Origin of the sequence: Albidovulum litorale (assembly GCF_025751495.1) — a bacterium.
GTDB lineage: Bacteria > Pseudomonadota > Alphaproteobacteria > Rhodobacterales > Rhodobacteraceae > Albidovulum > Albidovulum litorale.
Genome location: NZ_JAOWKZ010000005.1, coordinates 326,106 through 344,767, shown reverse-complemented (window position 1 = coordinate 344,767; position 18,662 = coordinate 326,106). Strand labels below are relative to the sequence as shown.

Annotated in this window: 19 protein-coding genes and 1 tRNA gene; 10 read left to right on the top strand and 10 right to left on the bottom strand. The window is 61.7% G+C overall.

What is annotated here, in order from left to right; genetic code table 11:
* Positions 1-26 precede the first annotated feature (26 nt).
* Positions 27-1,457, bottom strand: coding sequence for a Glu/Leu/Phe/Val family dehydrogenase (locus tag OEZ71_RS19545; protein ID WP_263741762.1), 1,431 nt, complete (start codon positions 1,455-1,457; stop codon positions 27-29).
* 202 nt (positions 1,458-1,659) lie between these two features.
* On the opposite strand from OEZ71_RS19545, the gene OEZ71_RS19540 reads away from it, so the two are divergent.
* The 3 genes from OEZ71_RS19540 (at position 1,660) to OEZ71_RS19530 (ending at position 4,827) form a co-directional block, all read left to right on the top strand.
* On the top strand, positions 1,660-3,594 hold the full coding sequence (locus tag OEZ71_RS19540) for a TadE/TadG family type IV pilus assembly protein (RefSeq protein WP_263741761.1): 1,935 nt from the start codon (positions 1,660-1,662) through the stop codon (positions 3,592-3,594).
* An 83-nt stretch (positions 3,595-3,677) separates the two neighbouring features.
* Entirely contained in the window at positions 3,678-4,154 is a 477-nt protein-coding gene (locus tag OEZ71_RS19535) for a TadE/TadG family type IV pilus assembly protein (protein WP_263741760.1), read from the top strand.
* Between the two features lies 1 nt (position 4,155).
* Positions 4,156-4,827 (top strand): TadE/TadG family type IV pilus assembly protein, encoded by a 672-nt coding sequence (locus OEZ71_RS19530; protein WP_263741759.1) that lies wholly within the window; start codon positions 4,156-4,158, stop codon positions 4,825-4,827.
* 59 nt (positions 4,828-4,886) lie between these two features.
* Here the strand turns inward: OEZ71_RS19530 and OEZ71_RS19525 are convergent, their stop codons facing one another.
* Positions 4,887-5,300 carry a hypothetical protein gene (locus tag OEZ71_RS19525; RefSeq protein ID WP_263741758.1) on the bottom strand — a complete coding sequence of 138 codons (414 nt, stop codon included), beginning with the start codon at positions 5,298-5,300 and terminating at the stop codon, positions 4,887-4,889.
* A gap of 200 nt (positions 5,301-5,500) precedes the next feature.
* Here OEZ71_RS19525 and OEZ71_RS19520 point away from each other — a divergent pair, with 200 nt between their 5' ends.
* Positions 5,501-6,412: a pirin family protein gene (locus OEZ71_RS19520; protein WP_263741757.1), complete on the top strand. Its 912-nt coding sequence runs from the start codon at positions 5,501-5,503 to the stop codon at positions 6,410-6,412.
* A 44-nt stretch (positions 6,413-6,456) separates the two neighbouring features.
* Here OEZ71_RS19520 and OEZ71_RS19515 read toward each other — a convergent pair whose 3' ends face one another.
* Positions 6,457-7,044, bottom strand: coding sequence for a TetR/AcrR family transcriptional regulator (locus OEZ71_RS19515; RefSeq protein ID WP_263741756.1), 588 nt, complete (start codon positions 7,042-7,044; stop codon positions 6,457-6,459).
* A gap of 107 nt (positions 7,045-7,151) precedes the next feature.
* On the opposite strand from OEZ71_RS19515, the gene OEZ71_RS19510 reads away from it, so the two are divergent.
* The 5 genes from OEZ71_RS19510 to OEZ71_RS19490 all read left to right on the top strand — a co-directional run bounded on the left by OEZ71_RS19510 (position 7,152) and on the right by OEZ71_RS19490 (position 11,804).
* Positions 7,152-7,382: a hypothetical protein gene (locus OEZ71_RS19510; RefSeq protein WP_263741755.1), complete on the top strand. Its 231-nt coding sequence runs from the start codon at positions 7,152-7,154 to the stop codon at positions 7,380-7,382.
* Positions 7,383-7,487: 105 nt separating this feature from the next.
* Positions 7,488-8,774 carry a homoserine dehydrogenase gene (locus OEZ71_RS19505; protein WP_263741754.1) on the top strand — a complete coding sequence of 429 codons (1,287 nt, stop codon included), beginning with the start codon at positions 7,488-7,490 and terminating at the stop codon, positions 8,772-8,774.
* Positions 8,775-8,851: 77 nt separating this feature from the next.
* Positions 8,852-9,817 (top strand): class II fructose-bisphosphatase, encoded by a 966-nt coding sequence (glpX, locus tag OEZ71_RS19500; protein WP_263741753.1) that lies wholly within the window; start codon positions 8,852-8,854, stop codon positions 9,815-9,817.
* A gap of 88 nt (positions 9,818-9,905) precedes the next feature.
* Positions 9,906-11,648 (top strand): single-stranded-DNA-specific exonuclease RecJ, encoded by a 1,743-nt coding sequence (gene recJ / locus OEZ71_RS19495; RefSeq protein ID WP_263741752.1) that lies wholly within the window; start codon positions 9,906-9,908, stop codon positions 11,646-11,648.
* A gap of 81 nt (positions 11,649-11,729) precedes the next feature.
* A tRNA-Glu gene (locus OEZ71_RS19490) sits at positions 11,730-11,804 on the top strand.
* A gap of 630 nt (positions 11,805-12,434) precedes the next feature.
* On the opposite strand, the gene OEZ71_RS19485 is transcribed toward OEZ71_RS19490, so the two are convergent.
* The 3 genes from OEZ71_RS19485 to pgsA are packed head-to-tail and all read right to left on the bottom strand — an operon-like array spanning position 12,435 to position 13,803.
* On the bottom strand, positions 12,435-12,890 hold the full coding sequence (locus OEZ71_RS19485) for a molybdenum cofactor biosynthesis protein MoaE (RefSeq protein ID WP_263741836.1): 456 nt from the start codon (positions 12,888-12,890) through the stop codon (positions 12,435-12,437).
* A 2-nt stretch (positions 12,891-12,892) separates the two neighbouring features.
* Complete coding sequence (gene moaD, locus OEZ71_RS19480) at positions 12,893-13,141, bottom strand: molybdopterin converting factor subunit 1 (RefSeq protein ID WP_263741751.1); 249 nt, start codon at positions 13,139-13,141, stop codon at positions 12,893-12,895.
* Positions 13,138-13,803, bottom strand: a complete 666-nt coding sequence (pgsA, locus tag OEZ71_RS19475) for a CDP-diacylglycerol--glycerol-3-phosphate 3-phosphatidyltransferase (RefSeq protein WP_263741750.1) — start codon at positions 13,801-13,803, stop codon at positions 13,138-13,140. Before pgsA ends, moaD begins: the two co-directional genes overlap by 4 nt.
* A 315-nt stretch (positions 13,804-14,118) precedes the next feature.
* Here pgsA and OEZ71_RS19470 point away from each other — a divergent pair, with 315 nt between their 5' ends.
* Entirely contained in the window at positions 14,119-14,700 is a 582-nt protein-coding gene (locus tag OEZ71_RS19470) for a hypothetical protein (RefSeq protein ID WP_263741749.1), read from the top strand.
* A gap of 7 nt (positions 14,701-14,707) precedes the next feature.
* On the opposite strand, the gene uvrC is transcribed toward OEZ71_RS19470, so the two are convergent.
* The 4 genes from uvrC to OEZ71_RS19450 all read right to left on the bottom strand — a co-directional run bounded on the left by uvrC (position 14,708) and on the right by OEZ71_RS19450 (position 18,654).
* Positions 14,708-16,573 (bottom strand): excinuclease ABC subunit UvrC, encoded by a 1,866-nt coding sequence (gene uvrC / locus OEZ71_RS19465; RefSeq protein ID WP_263741748.1) that lies wholly within the window; start codon positions 16,571-16,573, stop codon positions 14,708-14,710.
* 311 nt (positions 16,574-16,884) lie between these two features.
* Positions 16,885-17,676 (bottom strand): SDR family oxidoreductase, encoded by a 792-nt coding sequence (locus OEZ71_RS19460; protein WP_263741747.1) that lies wholly within the window; start codon positions 17,674-17,676, stop codon positions 16,885-16,887.
* Entirely contained in the window at positions 17,673-17,849 is a 177-nt protein-coding gene (locus tag OEZ71_RS19455) for a hypothetical protein (protein WP_263741746.1), read from the bottom strand. Before OEZ71_RS19455 ends, OEZ71_RS19460 begins: the two co-directional genes overlap by 4 nt.
* Position 17,850: 1 nt before the next feature.
* A complete protein-coding gene (locus tag OEZ71_RS19450; RefSeq protein ID WP_263741745.1) occupies positions 17,851-18,654 on the bottom strand; it encodes a S49 family peptidase in 804 nt (267 codons plus the stop codon).
* Positions 18,655-18,662: the final 8 nt, after the last annotated feature.

Genomic DNA, 18,662 nt, shown 5'->3' with positions numbered 1-18,662 from the left:
AACCCACCTTACGACCTGCCCTGCCCCTACAGGCCCTTCGAGCGATAGCTCTTGGCAACGCGGTCGATGGCGACGATATAGGCCGCCATCCGCATGTCGGTCACGTCGTTGCGGCTGTGCCAGACATCGCTGATCGACTGGTAGGCAGCCCGCATTGTATCGTCGAGACCCGAGCGCACCAGTTCCAGTTCGCCTGCGCCACGCAGGTATTGGTCCTTGAAGCCCGGCGACAGGGTCCAGCCAAGCCCCTTGTCAGACGACAACCGCTCCAACTCGTCGATGAGAAGCTGGTGGCGGCTTTCTTCCTGACGCCGCTGCATGCGGCCGAAGCGGATGTGGGACAGGTTCTTGACCCATTCGAAGTAGGACACGGTCACACCGCCCGCGTTGGCATACATGTCGGGGATAATCAGCGTGCCTTTGTTGCGCAAGATTTCGTCCGCACCCGCCGTGACCGGGCCGTTCGCGGCCTCGATGATCAGCGGAGCCTTGATGTTCTCCGCGTTGGAAAGGTTGATGACACCTTCCATCGCCGCCGGAATGAGGATGTCGCAGGGCTCTTCCAAAACCTTGGTGCCATATTCGACATAGGTGCCCTCCGGGCAGCCCTTCACGCCGCCATTGGCGGTGATCCAGTCGCGCACGGCCTGTACGTTCATTCCCTTGTCATTCACAAGTGCGCCGTCACGCTCGATGATTCCGGTGATGAGTGCCCCGTCCTCGGTCGCAAGGAAGAGAGCCGCGTGATAGCCCACATTGCCGAGGCCCTGAACGACCACGCGCTTGCCATCAAGCGTGCCGGAGAGCCCCGCCGCCTCCATATCCTTCGGATGGCGGAAGAACTCTCGCAAAGCATATTGAACGCCCCGCCCCGTCGCCTCGACCCGGCCTGCGATGCCGCCCGCGTTCAGGGGCTTGCCGGTGACACAGGCCGCGCCGTTGATGTCGGTCGTGTTCATCCGCTTGTACTGGTCGACAATCCAGGCCATCTCGCGTTCGCCCGTGCCCATATCCGGCGCGGGAACGTTCTGGGCCGGATTGATCAGGTCACGCTTGATCAGCTCATAGGCAAAGCGCCGGGTGATCAGTTCCATCTCATGCTCTTCCCACTCGCGCGGGTCGATGCAGAGACCGCCCTTGGATCCGCCGAACGGCGTTTCCACAAGGGCGCATTTATAGGTCATCAGCGCGGCCAACGCCTCCACCTCGTCCTGATTGACCGAGGTGGCAAAGCGGATGCCGCCTTTCACCGGCTCCATATGTTCGGAATGGACGGACCGGTAACCCGTGAACGTATGGATCGCGCCACGCAGGCGCACCCCGAAGCGGACAGTATAGGTCGAGTTGCAGACGCGGATCTTTTCTTCAAGCCCGGGTGACAGATCCATGACCTTCACCGCGCGGTTAAACATTAGGTCAACGGATTGCCGAAAGCTCGGTTCCCCTTTGAAGGCCATCATTTTCTCCCTGACTGGTCCACGGGCGCTGTTTGTTGAATTCGCGTTACACCGGTCATCATGGCTGAAAGAGCGGCAAACAGCCGATCGCCCACCCGATTGAGGCCATGCAACAGCATTACCCTTACGACTTGATTACCAGAGAAGGGTTGAAAGGCAAGCCAGATGCCGGTCGACGGCTGACTTTCGACGCCCCAACACAGTGCAAGTCGTGCGGGGGTTTTCCTTTTATCGGTCGATTCGCACCGCGCATGACATCGGCGATTGTTTGCCGGTCAGAGACGATGGCTGGCATTTTATGCAAATAGGGCGAAGCTCCGGCGTCAATAAACGATCCATTCACATATGCGCCCAAATTTCGCCACAACTTCTGAGGTATCTATCTGCTCGGGTCATCCATCGGCCTCTTGCTTTAGTAGCGCTGCCACCACCGAGCCCGGCGTCTGAGGAAGGATTAGGTATGAAACAGCTCGTCAGAGCGCGTTCGAACTCCGCAAATCGCGCTTGCGGTAATCCGGCGCTTCGGACTGCCATGCTGCGTTTCTCGCGCGAGGAAGATGGGTCTCTGATCATCTTCGGACTGTTCGCCTTTGTGATGATGCTTCTTCTTGCCGGCATCTCTTTGGACCTCATGCGTTTCGAGGAACGCCGGACGCGCCTGCAGGCAACGGTAGACCGGGCCTCGCTCGCCGCTGCTGACCGGCAACAGGCTTTGCCACCGAAAGAAGTAGTCAAGGACTATTTCCGTAAGGCTGGCCTTAAGCCGCCCGCAGACAACGAGATCATCGTGACCGAGGGCGCTTACGGCGAATTCCGCCGCGTCCAGGTGAACACGTCCGAGCAGATGCCGACCTGGTTCATGGCGCTTGTCGGCGTAGACAAGCTATCGACGCCTGCCGCATCCATCGCCGAAGAAAGCATTGGCCAGATCGAGATTTCGCTGATCCTCGATATCTCGGGATCGATGGGCAGCAACCAACGCCTCGTCAACCTGAAGCCGGCGGCCAAGAAATTCGTCGACCAGATGTTCGACGGAACTGAAGGCGGCAAAGTCTCCATTTCGATCGTTCCCTACTCGACCCAGGTGGCGATGAGCGACGACCTTGCCAGCTATTTTAACCTGTCGGCTGAACACAACTATTCAAACTGCATCGAGTTCAACGCGGCAGACTTCAACCGCACGTCGCTCGACTTCGGCAAGCAGCTTGGCGACCGCGTCTATCAGCGCAACGGACATTTCGATCCGTTCTACAAGAGCCGTCCGACGACGCTCCTGAACTGCCGCAACACGTCCAGCGCCGAGATCCTTCCTTTCGGAGGCGACCGTGACGCGCTTAAGACCCATATCGACGGCCTGAGCGCCGCAGGCAACACGTCGATCGATATCGGCATGAAATGGGGCGCGGCGCTGCTCGATCCTTCAATGGCCGGCGTTGTGGACGGCATGATCGCTGCCAAACAACTCCCCTCCGAATTCCAAGACCGCCCCTATCCGTTCGACACCGACGGCGGCAACGGCGAGGCGGTCAAGGTCATTGTTCTGATGACCGACGGGCAGAACACGACCGAATACCGGCTGCATGACGACTTTTCAGGCAAGCCGACCGGCGTCGACAGCCGCCTCTACACCAACACCTGGTATCAATCCAACCAGCCGGGCGACAAGCGGCAGTATTCCTACTACGACCCGAACCGTTCGAGCTCCAAGAAATACTACTCGTTCCACACTCAAAGCTGGATGGTCGAACCCTATGGGGACAACAGCGGCGACCTTGGCGAAGCGGTCCCGATGACTTGGCCCGAGGTTTGGAATGATATGTCCATCCGGTACTTTGCGGATGAGATTGTCTACGACGCAACCGGGTCGAGTTCGCAGCGCAACTACTTCCGCAACGCGCCTTACAATGGCTATTCGTCGGCCAAGGACGCGACGGTGACGGCCATGTGCGACCTCGCCAAGTCCAAGAAGGTGCGGATTTACACAATCTCGTTCGAGGCGCCGAGTTCTGGCCAGCAGCTGCTCCAGAACTGCGCAACCACTCCGTCTCATCACTTCGCCGTGTCCGGGGCAAGCGGCATCAGTGACGCGTTTTTTAATATTGCGACGTCGATCAACAAGTTGAGGCTTACCCAGTGACGATCCGTCTAACAGCATCACTGCGCGGCTGGCTTGCGCGCAAGGCCCGGGACGAGGAAGGTTCGTCAACCATCCCTTTCATCATGTTCCTGCCTTTCTTCATGATGCTGATCATGTCGTCGCTCGAGATCGGTGTGCTCATGATGCGGCATGTCATGCTGGAACGCGCACTTGATCTGTCTGTGCGTGACCTGCGCCTCGGGAACTGGAAAAACCCGACGCATGACACGTTCAAAAAGCTGGTCTGCAACCGAGCGGGCGTCATTCCGGATTGCATGAATACGATGCTGGTGGAGCTTCGCCCCGTCAGCACGGTGACCTGGCAGCCGCTTTCATCGGGTCCCGCCTGCGTCGACCGTGCCGCCCCTATGCTACCCGAGGACATGCCCGAATTCGACGCCGGTGAAGGCGACGAAATGATGCTAGTCCGCGCCTGCATCAAGGTTGATCCTGTATTTCCGACCACCGGACTGGGCATGCATCTGCCGAAGGACAATACCGGGGCTTATGCGCTGGTGTCAGCTTCCGCCTTTGTGAACGAACCGGACAGGGGGATCTGATATGTCGATCATGTCCCGTCTGAAGCTGCGTACATCGAGGTTTGCCGATGAAACCGAGGGCAATATGCCGATCGAGGGGCTCTATGCTGCGATCCTGCTCTTGTGGTGGTACGTCGCCTCTTTCCAGTTCTTCGATGCGTTCCGCCAGAAGAACGTCAACCTGAAGGCCGCCTATACGATTGCGGACCTCGTCTCACGTCAAAATACGTCGGTCGACTCCAATTACATCGAAGGCCTGCACACTCTGTTCGACTACCTGACCTTCTCGAACAAGCCGACCTGGATCCGGGTTTCCAGCGTTTCCTGGGACGCCACCAACAGCAAGTACAAGGTCGCTTGGTCCTATGCGTCGGGTAACAAGCAGGGCCATTCGGATGTCAGCATCCAGGCAGCGAAAAATCAGATTCCGACGATGCCCGAAGGCGATTTCGTGATCATTGTCGAGACTAACATGGCCTATGAGCCGATCTTCAACATTGGCCTGAACGCGAACTGGTACACCACGTTCATACCGACGCGGCCGCGCTTTGTACCCTGTGTGCCCTTCAACCGTCATGACGGGTCGCTGGAAGCCTGCGTCTACGACACAAGCGTCGATCCCGATGGCGAGGTGCATGACGACGGCGCTATAAATCTGACCGTCGAAACCGATCCCGATCCAAGCGGAACCTGATCCGCCTGAGGTAACAAGCATCGACGCCGCCCGCTCCGACCTAAGGCGGCGTTTTGCGTTCAGGAGGCGCCCGCCGCACCACGGCGTGCAGCAATGAGATCGGCCATCGCACGCCCCTCGCTGCCGGAAATCACACCGCCAACGCCGACCCGCCTTCCCAGGCGCCACCAAAGCCCCGGCGCCCAAACCCGCGGCTGTGCGGATTTCAAGCGCAGCACGAAACCGTTCGATGGTTTGAAGGCGAAAATACCACGCTCGACGCTTTCGATCTGATCGAGCCGCGCGACAAGCGTGCCGTCGGTATCCATCAGCGCCTCATCTGTCAGAACCAGCCCGCGGCCCGTTGCCCGGAACATCCGGACGCATCCCGCGAGCGCGATGAGGCCGAAAACCACAAGCATGATTTGCAGGCCCGCCGATTCAGGTGGCCGCAGGAAGGCCAGAAGTTCCAGCAGCACCCCAAGCGTTGCCATGACGCCTGTCGCAAAAAACCGGCGCGGGCCTGACGGTGTTATGCTGGCCAATACCTCTGGCTGCCGCTCTTCCATCCACATCTCCTCGCGTCGCGCCCTGTGCGCCGAAGCACAAGCCATGTTGAGATCGGGCGCTGAACCCCCGATGTTTCGCCGCCGTTTTGCTTCTATATTAGAGCAGTCGCAACAGGAGAACCCGAATGTCGATCCGCCCCGTTCTCGAAACCCGCTCCGCCCGACCGACAATGGAAGGCGCCGGAGTGCACCTGCACCGCGCCTTCGGCTTTCAGGACCCGACTGAACTTGACCCGTTCCTGCTGTTCGACGACTTCCGCAACGAGAGGCCCGAGGATTACCTACGCGGCTTTCCCTGGCACCCTCATCGCGGGATCGAGACGATCACCTATGTGCTGGCGGGCGCCGTCGAGCATGGCGACAGCCTCGGCAATACAGGTCGGCTCGGCGCGGGCGATGTGCAGTGGATGACCGCCGGGTCAGGGATCATGCATCAGGAAATGCCGCTTGGGAACGCCAAGGGTCAGATGCATGGTTTTCAGCTTTGGGCCAACCTGCCCGCTTCGCTGAAGATGACCACCCCGCGCTATCAGGATGTGAAATCACCCGACATTCCGGAAATCACCGATGACGACGGCACGGTCGTTCGGGTGATTGTTGGATCGTTCTGGGGCAAAACCGGTCCCGTAGACGGGATCGCGGCCGATCCGCAATACCTCGACATCTCCGTCCCGGCGGGCGTGAAAAAGACTTTCAAGGTGGACACGTACCGCCGCGCCTTCGCCTATGTCTTCGAAGGGTCCGGACGCTTTGCCGACGCGTCCCGCCCGCAGGGCGTCCTGCTGGAAAAGGAGGTGATGGGTGAAGAGGTCAATATCCGCGACATGTCGGGCAACCGTACGCTGATCCGCTTTGGCACCGGCGACGAGGTGACGGTGCAGGCGGGCGATCACGGCATCCGATTCCTGCTGATCTCCGGCGCGCCGCTTGAAGAGCCTGTCGCCTGGCATGGGCCCATCGTGATGAACACCAAGGCCGAGTTGATGCAGGCTATGTCCGACCTCAGGAACGGCACCTTCATAAGGCCCGCCAAGTAGCGGCATCTGGTTGAAAAGTATTTGTCCGGAATTGTTACGGTCTGTCAGGCCGCAACAGCCTTCCTGACCATATCCCAATAGATGTCGCCGACACTGTCGCGGCTCAGCCGTCCACCTTCCCGGTACCATGTATTGACCCCGGTCAGCATGGCGATGATGGCGAGGGTCGCGAGTTTCGTGTCCGGGGTGGAAAATGCGCCTGCCTCGTGCCCCGCGCGCAATATCCGCTCCAGCCGGTTTTCATATTCGCGCCTTAAGCCTTCAATGATTGCAAAATTCTCATCCCCGAGATTTCGCAACTCCATGTAGGACAGGAAAACCGCGTCCGGCCGGTCGAGATTGAAGCGGATATGAAAACGGACGAAGGCCTCAAGCCGGTCCAGTGGCGTCCCGCCAGTCGCCTCCGCGTCCCATGCGGCGATCAGATCGTCCATATGGCTTTTCAGAAGCTCGAAAAGCAGCGTCTCCTTGTCGGGCGTGTAAAGGTAGAGCGCCCCCGCCTGCACCCCGACCTCGGCAGCGATCTGGCGCATGGACACGGCGGCATACCCATGTCGGGCAAATAGCTTCAACGCAGCCGCGCGAATTCGGGGACCAGTGATTTCAGAATGCGATCCGGTTTTTCGTGCCATGGCCCTATGTTATATGAACAAACGTTCAATACAAGCGCGATGCGCCACAGGCGCTTGTCCTCAGCGCAGAGCAGAGAGTAAAGTCGCCCCGCCAACCGGAGACCCCGATGCGATCTGCGACCCTTCTCTGCGTTCTTCTGCCCGTGGTCCTTTCAGGCTGCGCCGCGTTGCCCAAAGGGGATCGCGCGGCCACGACTCAGGCAGACTGGCCGGTCCTGCTGCCGATCGAGGACCTCACCGCCCCGCCCCCCGCCGAAGCCGACCCGACCGAGGCGCTGGCGGCCCGCGCGGCGGCGCTCAGGGCGCGGGCGGCACTGCTCTCAGCCACGGATATCTAGGCCGTAAGGCGCGGTGCGGCACCCGACAGATTGCATGCGCCCGCGCGAAAGGCTAACACCGCGCGACGACTGGCGCTGAGCCGACCCTTTCTGACGGAGTTTCCCATGTCCAACCCCCTGCGTCTTGGCATTGCCGGCCTCGGCACGGTGGGCATCGGCACCGTAAAGATTGTGCAGAACCACGCCGAGCTCCTCGCCCGCCGGACCGGACGGGCCATTTCGATTTCCGCTGTCTCGGCCCGCAGCCGTACGAAGAACCGCGATGCCGACCTTTCTGCATACGGCTGGGAGGACGATCCCGTCGCGCTCGCCAAGCGCGAGGATGTCGATGTCTTCGTCGAGTTGATGGGCGGTGAAAACGGTGTGGCCAAGGCCTCGATCGAGGCCGCCATTGCTGCCGACAAAGACGTCGTCACCGCCAACAAGGCGCTTCTGGCCGTCCATGGTCAGGAACTCGCAGTGGCCGCCGAGGCCAAAGGTCGGGTGATCCGATTTGAGGCCGCGGTGGCGGGTGGCATCCCCGTCGTAAAGGCGCTGACCGAAGGGCTCGCGGGCAATGAAATCCGCCGCGTCATGGGCGTGATGAACGGCACCTGCAACTACATCCTGACCCGGATGGAAAACGCGGGCCTGGCTTACGCAGAAGTTTTCGAGGAAGCACGCCAACTGGGCTATCTGGAGGCTGACCCGAATCTCGACGTCGGTGGCATCGACGCGGGCCACAAGCTGAGCCTTCTGGCCTCCATCGCCTTCGGCACCAAGGTGTCTTTCGACGCAGTGGAACTGGAAGGGATCGGCCGCATCTCGATCGACGATATCCGCCGCGCCGCGGACATGGATTTCCGCATCAAGCTTTTGGGCGTCGCGCAGATGACGGGCCGCGGCCTCGAACAGCGCATGTCGCCCTGCCTCGTGCCCGCCGACAGCCCGCTGGGCCAATTGCAGGGCGGCACCAATATGGTCGTGCTGGAAGGCGACAGCGTCGGCCAGATCGTGCTGCGCGGGCCGGGCGCGGGCGAAGGCCCGACCGCCTCGGCGGTCATGGCCGATATCGTGGAGATCGCCCGCGGTTGCCGGGTGTCGACCTTCGGCCAGCCCGCGACCTCGCTTGCCGATCCGGTACCCGCCAAGGCCACCGCGCCCGCACCCTACTACCTGCGCATGGAACTGTCCGACAAGCCGGGCGCGCTCGCCAAGGTGGCGACGATTCTGGGTGAGGAAGGCGTCTCCATCGACCGGATGCGGCAGTATGGACATGCCGATACTTCGGCGCCCGTGCTGATCGTCACGCACAAAACCACGCGCGACGCGATCGACCACGCATTGAAACGCCTGCCCGCAACCGGCGTTGTGGTCACCGAACCGGTGGCGATCCGCATCGAATCCGTCTGACCGGTAGGGCCCCGGGGCCTTGCCCCGTGGGCCGCTGACCGGCTAGATGCTTGAAACCGACCTTACAGGGACAGACCATGGCCGACGCCCAGGAATTCCACGACCGCATGCTCTCGCTGGGCCTCGCCCGCGTCTCCGAAGCCGCCGCCCATGCCTCGGCCCGCCTGATCGGGCGGGGCGACGAGAAGGCCGCCGACCAGGCTGCCGTCAACGCGATGCGCGACCAACTCAACCTGCTCGACATCAAGGGCACCGTCGTCATCGGCGAAGGCGAGCGCGACGAGGCACCGATGCTGTATATCGGCGAGGAAGTGGGTACGGGTCAGGGACCCGAGGTCGATATCGCACTGGATCCCCTTGAAGGCACGACGCTGACCGCAAAGGACATGCCGAACGCCCTGACCGTCATCGCCATGGCACCGCGCGGCACACTCCTGCATGCGCCCGATGTCTATATGGACAAGCTCGCCATCGGCCCCGGCCTGCCGAAGAACGTGGTCAGCCTTGAAATGAGCCCGACTGAGCGTGTCGTGGAACTCGCCAAGGCCAAAAAGTGCAAGCCGACTGATATCACCGTCTGCGTCCTCGAACGGCCGCGCCATGAGGAGATCGTGGCCGAGATTCGCGCCACGGGTGCGGCGATCCGGCTCATCACCGACGGTGACGTCGCAGGCGTCATCCACTGCGCGGAAAGCGAGATCACCGGCATCGACATGTATATGGGCTCGGGCGGCGCGCCGGAGGGCGTGCTGGCGGCCTCGGCGCTGAAATGCATGGGCGGGCAGATCTGGGGCCGGTTGCTGTTCCGCAACGACGACGAGCGTGGCCGGGCGGCCAAGGCCGGGATCACCGACCTGAACCGCATCTATGCGCGGGACGAGATGGTGCGCGCCGATGTGATCTTTGCGGCGACCGGTGTCACCAATGGCTCTATCGTCCGGGGCGTGAAGCGCGAACCGAACTTCATCGAGACCGAGACGATCCTGATGCGGTCAAAGACCGGTTCCGTCCGCCGGATGATCTACCGCAACCCGATCAAGTGACGCGGCGGCCGGGGGTTCCACCCCCGGGTCCCCGGAGTATTTGGGCCAAGAAGAAGAGGCGAGGCATGGGCCTCGCATCGGGAGGCGCATGACCGCATTTCTAGGCGTCGAAAAGTCTGCAACGGGCCGCCGCTGGGTCGGCCCAACGGTGGAAGCCGACCGGCTGGCCGAGGCGATGGTGCAGGAGACGGGCCTGCCGATGGCGCTGGCCCGCGTGCTGGTCGCGCGCGGTGTGGTGCCCGCCGAGGCACCGGGGTTCCTTGAGCCGCAACTGCGCGACCTGCTGCCCGATCCGCGCAAGCTGAAGGACATGGAGGCGGCGGCAGGCCGGTTCCTGAGGGCGGTGAAGGGGCGTGAACGGATCGCCGTATTTGCCGATTACGACGTCGATGGCGGATCCTCCGCCGCGCTTCTCATCATCTGGCTGCGCGCCATGGGCTGCAAGGCCACGCTCTATGTACCCGACCGCATCGACGAGGGCTATGGCCCGAACGAGCCCGCGATGGCGGCACTGGCACTGGATCACGACCTTATCCTCTGCGTCGATTGCGGCACGCTTTCCCATGATCCGATTGCAGCGGCCAAGGGGGCGGATGTCGTCGTGCTCGATCACCATCTGGGGGCTGAAACCCTGCCCCCAGCCCTCGCGGTTGTGAACCCCAATCGGCAGGACGAAGACGGATCGCTCGCGCATCTCTGCGCCGCCTCGGTCGTCTTCCTGATGCTGGTCGAGGCCAACCGGCAATTGCGCGAGGACGGCGTCAAGGGGCCCGACCTGATGGCCATGCTCGACCTCGTGGCGCTCGCGACCGTCGCCGATGTCGCGCCGCTAGTCGGCGTCAACCGGGCGCTGGTGCGGCAGGGGCTGAAGGTGATGGCGCGGCGGGAGCGGATCGGGCTTACGAAACTCGCCGATGTGGCGCGGATGGATCGGGCGCCCACGCCCTATCACCTAGGCTTTCTGCTTGGTCCCCGCGTCAATGCCGGCGGGCGCATCGGTGCCGCCGATCTCGGCGCACGCCTTCTTTCCACCGACGACCCGCATGAGGCGGCGGCGCTTGCTGAGCGGCTCGATGCGCTCAACACCGAACGACGCGAGATCGAGAACCGGGTGCGTGATGCTGCACTGGCGCAAGCCGAGACGCGCGGGCTGGAGACAGCCCTCGTCTGGGCCGCCGATGATGGCTGGCATCCCGGCGTCGTCGGCATCGTCGCAGCGCGACTGAAGGAGGCGACGAACCGCCCGGCCGTGATCATCGGCTTTGATGGGGATGAGGGCAAGGGTTCGGGCCGGTCGGTCGAAGGCGTCGATCTCGGCGCCGCCGTGCAGCGTCTGGCGGCCGAGGGTCTTCTGATCAAGGGCGGCGGCCACCGGATGGCGGCAGGTCTCACAGTCGCCCGCGACCGGTTGATTGCGGCGATGGACCGGCTTTCCGACCTGCTTGCCCGGCAAGGAGCGGACCGCCAGGGCCCGCGCGACCTGCGCCTGGACGGACTCCTCATGCCGGGAGCCGTTACTCCCGGCCTGATCGAGGAGATCGAGCGCGCTGGCCCTTTCGGCCAGGGCGCCCCCGCGCCCCGTTTCGCCTTTGCCGATATGGCGATCACCCATGCGCGGCGGGTCGGCGAAAACCACCTGAAGATCAGCTTTTCCGACGGGATGTCCGCCCCCCTTGATGCCATCGCCTTCGGCGCGTTCGACGGGCCGCTCGGGCCGCTGCTCGACAGCCACGGCGGCATGCGCTTTCACCTCGCGGGACGGCTGGAACTGAACCACTGGCAGGGCCGGTCCCGCCCGCAACTGAGGCTCGAAGACGCGGCGCGCAGTTGATTTGGGTTTTGCGCAAAAATCTGCAAAAATCCTCTTGCGAGTCATCCCGCAACCGCCTAAACACCGCCGCACGCCAAACGTGGCCCGTTCGTCTATCGGTTAGGACGCCAGGTTTTCAACCTGGAAAGAGGGGTTCGATTCCCCTACGGGCTGCCACCAAATCTTGCAATAGCCTGTGAAATATTGCATTTTCGCTTGTACCCTGGCGTAACCCAATATCCATCCCGGCACGCTGATGTGGTTTCCTTGCAACAATGTGTTGAAGGCTGATGAGCACAACCCAATGTGCCTGTATCCCCTTCGTCATTGCTTCATGCGGTCGATATTGTGATTTCCTGGTGTCTATCCGGCGGCCGCGTTTTGTATGAGGTCGTGGTTAACGGCGATGGCGGCATTCTAACAGCCTAGACAATCAGCAAGGTCCCGAAAACTAGCGAGCAGATCAGGAAATCGACGATCAGAAAGGCCACTCGCGGCACCAGACCGCCGCCGCCAAAGTTGAATCAGGAACCGAACCGGAGGCTCCTTATCAATACGGTCCGCGCTTTTTCGGGATGTGCCGGCGACAAGCATTCCACGGGGAACCGCATGATGCCGCGCGCAACCTGACGAGGCGCCTCGCGATTTATTATTAAATTATTTCATATAGTTATTAATTCGAATACGCGCCCTGAAACTCAAGGTGCTCGCGTGGACGACAGCGGGGCTTACCATTACACAACGCCCACGCAGTTCCTGTTAGCTGATCCGGGGCGTCAGCCGCTTCAAGGCGGGGGGATAGTCTCGTCATCCACGTTCTGGACGCCAGCGCGAAAGCGCCGTCTCGTCCTCATCCCTGGCGGCAACCCAGCCGGTGCCCTCCGGACCGATTTCCTTCTTCCAGAAGGGCGCCCGGGATTTCAGGTAGTCCATCAGAAATTCGGCCGCCTCGAACGCGGCAACGCGGTGGCGCGCGGCTGTTGCAACCATCATGATCGCCTCGCCCGGTTCAAGAGTGCCGTGGCGGTGGATAACGAGGACATCGGCAAGCTGCCAGCGGGTCTTCGCTTCGTCGGCGATCGCGGCGATCGCCTTTTCGGTCATGCCCGGATAGTGCTCAATCTCCATCCGGGCGAGGCTTCCGCTGTCATCGCGTACCACGCCAAGGAAGGTGACGACCGCGCCCACATCGCGTCCGCCTTGCCCGAAGCCTGCGCACTCGGCGCCGTAGTCGAAAGGCTTGGACTGCACCAGGACGCGCATCGTCATCCGCCTGTCATCGGCGGGAAGAACGCCACCTCGCGCACACCTGATAGGGACGCAGAGAACTCCGTCAGTTCCTGATCGAGCGCCACACGCAGGGCGGAGGTGTCGGCGAAGGCCGCCGCATAGCGGTCCTCGCGCGCCTTCAGCTCCTCGACCAGATCGGCGACGGTTACCGCCGAGGTCTCGATCCGCTCGCGCGGAACGCCGATCCGTTCCCGGACCCAGGCGAAGTAGAGTACGTCAATCATGCCTCATCCTTGAGGAATGGCAGGGCCTTTCGGAAATAGTCCCATCCCGTGAGGAATGTGAGCACCGCCGCCACCCAGATCAAGGCCAGTCCTGCCATGGTCGCATAGGACGAACAGCCGCGCACCCCGCAGGAGCGGATCGGATCGGCAAGCCCGGCCGTTACCAATTCGGCATATTCCTCAGTCGTCAAACCTCGCCGCGCGATGCCTTCGAGATGCTCAAGCCCGGTGCCGAGGAACAGGATCGCGATGGCGACCATCTGCGCCGTGGTCTTCCACTTGGCGAGTTTCGTGACCTTCAGGAGCCCAGCCGTGGCGCCAAGGTACTCGCGCAGGCCCGAGACAAAGACCTCGCGGAAGAGGATCACCGTAGCAGGCAGGATTAGCCAGGGATTCATTCCCGAATAGCCGGTAATCACCATGATTGCGATCACGACCATCGCCTTGTCAGCGATCGGGTCCAGCATAGCGCCGAATTTGGATTCCTGTTTCCAGGCCCGTGCCAGGTATCCGTCAAAGAAATCGGTGATCGCCGCGGTGATGAACAGGGCAAGCGCGAACCAATCGGCCCACGGACGATGAAAATAGAGGAACATCAACGCAATACCGGGCGCTGCGAAGAGACGGAGAACCGTCAGGATGTTCGGGATCGTCCATGTCATGGCCGCACACTACCCATTGCCGGACTCAGGGGAAAGGGGGTCTGAATCGGTTTCACTCCGGTGCGCCAGTAGCAAGGTTTTCTTCGATGTGGCGACACAAGCCGAACGTTGCCTCATGAGAGAAAAAGAACACGCGCGATCCGTGCGATAACCACTGGCGCTCTTCAGATATAGGGGTGAGCAGGGCCTGATAGACGCCAGCCTCAATTCTGATTCCCGAGAATATTAAACGCCGTCAATTCGATCATGGTACAGTTTTCACCGGTCGGGGCGAGTCGCGACGCGATGGAACCCGGCAAAATGGGAGGGAACAGAATGCGATTTATGGGTTTCGCAGTGTCCGCACTGCTTTGTACGCCGATTGCAGCTTTCGGCGATGATTATGACCTAGATGCACTTCGTGCGGCGACCGAAAAGTACCAGGACGTGAACGTCGCCCTTGCCGAGGGGTTCATCCCGGACCCATCTGGCCATTGCATCTCTGCAGCGCATGAAGGGCTTCCCGCGGAATGGGGCGCCATGGGCATTCACTATCTGCGGCCGGACCTTTTGCAGATTGCCCAAGGTGGCGACCGTGTGGACGGCGGCAGTACCCATACCGACTTCACGGCTCCGGCGATCCTGCTTTATGAACCTCAGGCGGACGGGTCGATGGAACTGGTCGGCATCGAGAACCTCGTGTTTGAGAAAGCGTGGACCGATGCGGGCAACGCGGAACCACCCATGTTCAACGGGCGCAAATGGGACCACATGTCGGACGACCCCGCGACGGCAGGAGACGAAGCCCACGGTTTTATGCCGCATTTCGACCAGCATGTGTGGATATTCCGCGACAACCCGAATGGCGTCGACGTGCCGTTCAACCCGGCGGTGACCTGCGACCACCATTCGGGCTGACAGCGCTTCACCCCCCGGCGTGGAAGAAGTCGTAGACGGTCTGCGCCACCTTCTCTGAGATTCCCTCGACGGCCATCAGGTCGTCGAGGCCCGCACGGCTGACCGCCTTTGCAGAGCCGAAATGCTGCAACAGCGCGCGTTTTCGTGCTGCCCCGATCCCCGGCACATCGTCGAGCGGCGTTGCACCAATGGATTTCGCGCGTTTGCTCCGGTGCGCACCAATCGCCCAGCGATGCGCCTCGTCGCGCAGGCGCTGGACGAAGTAGAGCACCGGTGAATTGTGCGGCAGCGCGAAGGGGCGCGCGCCGGGGCGGTAAAACTCCTCTTTCCCCGCATCGCGGTCGACACCCTTGGCGACACCGATCATCGCAATATCCTCGACCCCGAGGTCTTCCATGATCCCTGCCACAGCCGAGACCTGTCCGGCGCCGCCGTCGATCAGCAACAGATCGGGCCATGCCTCGCTTTCGCGGTCGGGGTCTTCCTTCAGAAGGCGCTGGAAGCGGCGGGTCAGCACCTCTTTCATCATGCCGAAATCGTCGCCGGGCGTCAGCTCGGTGCCCTTGATGTTGAACTTGCGGTACTGGCTTTTGACGAAACCCTCTGGCCCGGCCACCACCATGCCGCCGACGGCATTCGTGCCCATGATGTGCGAGTTGTCGTAGACCTCGATCCGGCGCGGCGGGGCGTCGAGATCAAACGCCTCGGCAAGCCCTTCCAGCAGTTTCGACTGGGCGGCACTTTCGCTCATCCGTCGGCCAAGGCTTTCGCGCGCGTTGCGGGCGGCGTTTTCGACAAGCTCGGCCTTTTCGCCGCGCTGGGGCACGGCAATCTCAACTTTGCGCCCTGCCTTGTCCGACAGAAGCTGCGTCATCAGGTCTGCATCCTCGATCGGATGGCTGAGCAGGATGAGGCGCGGCGGTTCCTTGTCGGCGTAGAACTGGCCCAGGAACGCTTCCAGCACCTCCGCCTCTTCCGCACCCGACCCGGTCTTTGGGTAGAAGTCGCGGTTGCCCCAACTTTGATTGGCGCGGATGAAGAAGACCTGCACACAGGCCTGCCCGCCCTCCATGTGAAGCGCGACCACGTCGGCCTCGGCCACGCCGCGCGGATTGATGCCCTGCACCTGCTGCACCTGGGTCAACGCCTTGATCCGGTCGCGCAGAGCCGCGGCGCGTTCGAACTGCAGCGCCTCTGAGGCCGCAGCCATCTCTTCGGCCAGCTTGGCCTGCACTTGGGTCGAGCGTCCTTGAAGGAACCGCTCCGCATCTGCGACAAGAGCGCAATACTGGGCCTCGTCCACGTAACCCACGCAAGGTGCGGCGCAGCGCTTGATCTGATGAAGCAGGCAAGGCCGCGTGCGCGAGGCAAAAACTGAATCGGAACAATTCCGCAGCAGAAAGACCTTCTGAAGCTGATTCAGCGTCCGGTTCACCGCGCCGGCGCTGGCGAACGGGCCGTAATAGTCGCCTTTTTCCTTCTTCGCCCCGCGATGCTTCTTGATCTGCGGGAAGGCATGTTCCTTGGACACCAGGATGTTGGGAAAAGACTTATCGTCGCGAAGAAGTACATTGAAATAAGGCTTTAGTTGTTTGATCAGATTCTGTTCCAACAGCAGCGCTTCAGTTTCCGTCCGCGTCGTCAGGAACATCATTGAATGGGTGGCATGAATCATCCGGGTGATCCGCGCCGAATGGCCGGAGGGACGGGCATAGTTCGATACCCGCGCCTTGAGGTTGCGAGCCTTGCCGACATAGAGCACCCGGCCCTCGGCATCGAGCATCCGGTAGACGCCCGGCTGCGCGGTCAGGGACTTGAGATAGGACTGGATCAGAGTATGGCCGCTTTCCTTCCCCAACGTCACCTCAGCCATGCCTTTGCATTCCCCTCATTTCACACCGATTCCCTGCTTCGGCTGCAATCTTACGCGCCCTGGATCAAGAGAAAACCTGTCCACGGATTTTGTGGATAAGTCTGGTGAAAAGAATTGGGCACCCGGAAATTCTCGTTGTTTTCAGCAGGCTTCGTTGCTTTGCCTAATTTTTAGGCAGCACCACAAAGGCCTGAAAATTAACATTTTTTTTCGTGATATCCGCAAATCCCTGAAAATATTGACAGAATCGTGACAGCTTTGTTACGCGCCCGTTACGAGTGGACAAGTCAAGGGGGCGAGGCCTGATTTCGTTACGAATTTCGCTCGTTCACACCCAAAATATCGGGTGTCCGCCAACCCAGATGCTGACCGCCATCGACGCACAGCAGCTGGCCCGTCACAGCGGGTGCATCGAGGAAATACCCTAAGGCTGCGCAGATGTCCTCCGTGTTCGCGCCCCGCGCGAGAACGGACCCCGCACGTTGCGCCCGGAACTGCTCTTCGCTTTGCTTCTCGCCCTTCAGCGTCGATCCAGGGCCGATTGCATTGACGCGGATTTCAGGCCCCAAAGCCCGGGCCGAGGTCTGGGTCAGAGCCCAAAGTCCCATCTTGGCAATCGTATAGGTCATGAATTCCGGCGTCAGCTTCCGGACCCTCTGATCAACCATATTGATCACAAGTGCCTGCGATCGCGCTTCGCCCTCCACAACCTCTGCCTTCGGCGCCTGCGCGGCGAAGGCCTGTGTCAGCACGAAAGGCGCGCGCAGGTTGGATTCCAGATGCCGGTCCCAGCTATCGCGGGTCGCGGTGCGGATATTGTCGTATTCGAAGATCGAGGCGTTGTTGACAAGCAGATTGAGCGGCCCGCCCAAGGCATCTACCGCGCGACCAACCAGCGCCTGCGTCTCAGCCTCGTTCAGGATATCGGCCTGAAGCGTCGCGGCGTTGACGCCTTTCGCGCGGGCCTCCCCGGCGACGGCCTCGGCTTCGGCGGCCGAGGTCGCGTAGTGGATCGCCACATCATAGCCGCGCCCGGCGAGGTACAGCACCATCGCCCGCCCCAGCCTTCGCCCCGCCCCCGTAACCAGTGCTCGACCGGTCATACCTTGCCCCCGCAATCGCATGGGCCCTTGCCGATCAGCGGTCGGCCGCAATCCGGGCAGCGTTTCATACCTGTCTTGCCCGTCTTGCCCGGAAGCTTCGGAAACCGCAGCCGTCCGAACAACGCGAGTACCGCCATGAAGATCAGAAAGAGCGAGATGATCTTTAAGATCATATCACAACCCGAACCGCGCCCAGAGCGCACGTTCCTCGATCTGGTCCATCGCCTCGCCCAGAATGCGCCCGCTGAAGCGCTGGAAGATGGATTTTTTAACGTCGTAAGGCACGATCTTGACCTTGTCGCCGTAGACTGCCTTCAGCGTCGGCACCAAATGTGCGACGCCATCTGCCAGCCCATGATCCACTGCCGCCTGCCCGACCCACACATCGCCGGTGAAGAGATCCTGCCCCTCTGGCAGCTTGCCCTGCCTACGGGTTGAAACTTGTGCCTTAAACGCCTCGTGGATCGGCTCGAGGATCGCGCGCAGCCGCGTAACGTCCTCAGGCTTCTCCGGGCGGAACGGATCAAGGAAGCTTTTCGACTTGCCCGCCGTGTGCACCCGCCGTTCGATTCCGTGGCGGGTCAGGAATTCGGGAAAGCCGAAGCTGGCCGAGATCACGCCGATGGAGCCGATGACCGAACTGTCATCGACCCAGATATCGTCGCCCGCCGTGGCCAGCCAATAGCCGCCCGACGCTGCGACATCCTCGACAAACGCGTGAACGGGGATGGATTTTTCCTCCGCCAGCCTGCGGATGCGCGCGGCAATCAGCGCCGATTGCACAGGAGAGCCGCCGGGCGAGTTGATGACCAGCGCGACAGCAGCCGGCTTGCCGCGTTTGAAGGCCTTTTCGATGACCGGCGCGAGCGTGGCGTCGTTCAGCCCCGCGCCGGTTCGCCCACCGGCCGAGATGACGCCCTGCAGGCGGATCACCGCGACACGCGGCGGCGATTTAAGAAAGGGGATGAAGCGTTTCATGGGCACCG

What these genes read in the sequence shown, in the direction of transcription:
- OEZ71_RS19545 (WP_263741762.1), bottom strand. Translation starts at nt 1,457, where the DNA reads ATGGCCTTCAAAGGGGAACCGAGCTTTCGGCAATCCGTTGACCTAATG.
- OEZ71_RS19535 (WP_263741760.1), top strand. Translation starts at nt 3,678, where the DNA reads ATGTTCCTGCCTTTCTTCATGATGCTGATCATGTCGTCGCTCGAGATC.
- OEZ71_RS19530 (WP_263741759.1), top strand. Translation starts at nt 4,156, where the DNA reads ATGTCGATCATGTCCCGTCTGAAGCTGCGTACATCGAGGTTTGCCGAT.
- OEZ71_RS19525 (WP_263741758.1), bottom strand. Translation starts at nt 5,300, where the DNA reads ATGGCAACGCTTGGGGTGCTGCTGGAACTTCTGGCCTTCCTGCGGCCA.
- OEZ71_RS19520 (WP_263741757.1), top strand. Translation starts at nt 5,501, where the DNA reads ATGTCGATCCGCCCCGTTCTCGAAACCCGCTCCGCCCGACCGACAATG.
- OEZ71_RS19515 (WP_263741756.1), bottom strand. Translation starts at nt 7,044, where the DNA reads ATGGCACGAAAAACCGGATCGCATTCTGAAATCACTGGTCCCCGAATT.
- OEZ71_RS19510 (WP_263741755.1), top strand. Translation starts at nt 7,152, where the DNA reads ATGCGATCTGCGACCCTTCTCTGCGTTCTTCTGCCCGTGGTCCTTTCA.
- OEZ71_RS19505 (WP_263741754.1), top strand. Translation starts at nt 7,488, where the DNA reads ATGTCCAACCCCCTGCGTCTTGGCATTGCCGGCCTCGGCACGGTGGGC.
- glpX (WP_263741753.1), top strand. Translation starts at nt 8,852, where the DNA reads ATGGCCGACGCCCAGGAATTCCACGACCGCATGCTCTCGCTGGGCCTC.
- recJ (WP_263741752.1), top strand. Translation starts at nt 9,906, where the DNA reads ATGACCGCATTTCTAGGCGTCGAAAAGTCTGCAACGGGCCGCCGCTGG.
- OEZ71_RS19485 (WP_263741836.1), bottom strand. Translation starts at nt 12,890, where the DNA reads ATGCGCGTCCTGGTGCAGTCCAAGCCTTTCGACTACGGCGCCGAGTGC.
- moaD (WP_263741751.1), bottom strand. Translation starts at nt 13,141, where the DNA reads ATGATTGACGTACTCTACTTCGCCTGGGTCCGGGAACGGATCGGCGTT.
- pgsA (WP_263741750.1), bottom strand. Translation starts at nt 13,803, where the DNA reads ATGACATGGACGATCCCGAACATCCTGACGGTTCTCCGTCTCTTCGCA.
- OEZ71_RS19470 (WP_263741749.1), top strand. Translation starts at nt 14,119, where the DNA reads ATGCGATTTATGGGTTTCGCAGTGTCCGCACTGCTTTGTACGCCGATT.
- uvrC (WP_263741748.1), bottom strand. Translation starts at nt 16,573, where the DNA reads ATGGCTGAGGTGACGTTGGGGAAGGAAAGCGGCCATACTCTGATCCAG.
- OEZ71_RS19460 (WP_263741747.1), bottom strand. Translation starts at nt 17,676, where the DNA reads ATGACCGGTCGAGCACTGGTTACGGGGGCGGGGCGAAGGCTGGGGCGG.
- OEZ71_RS19455 (WP_263741746.1), bottom strand. Translation starts at nt 17,849, where the DNA reads ATGATCTTAAAGATCATCTCGCTCTTTCTGATCTTCATGGCGGTACTC.
- OEZ71_RS19450 (WP_263741745.1), bottom strand. Translation starts at nt 18,654, where the DNA reads ATGAAACGCTTCATCCCCTTTCTTAAATCGCCGCCGCGTGTCGCGGTG.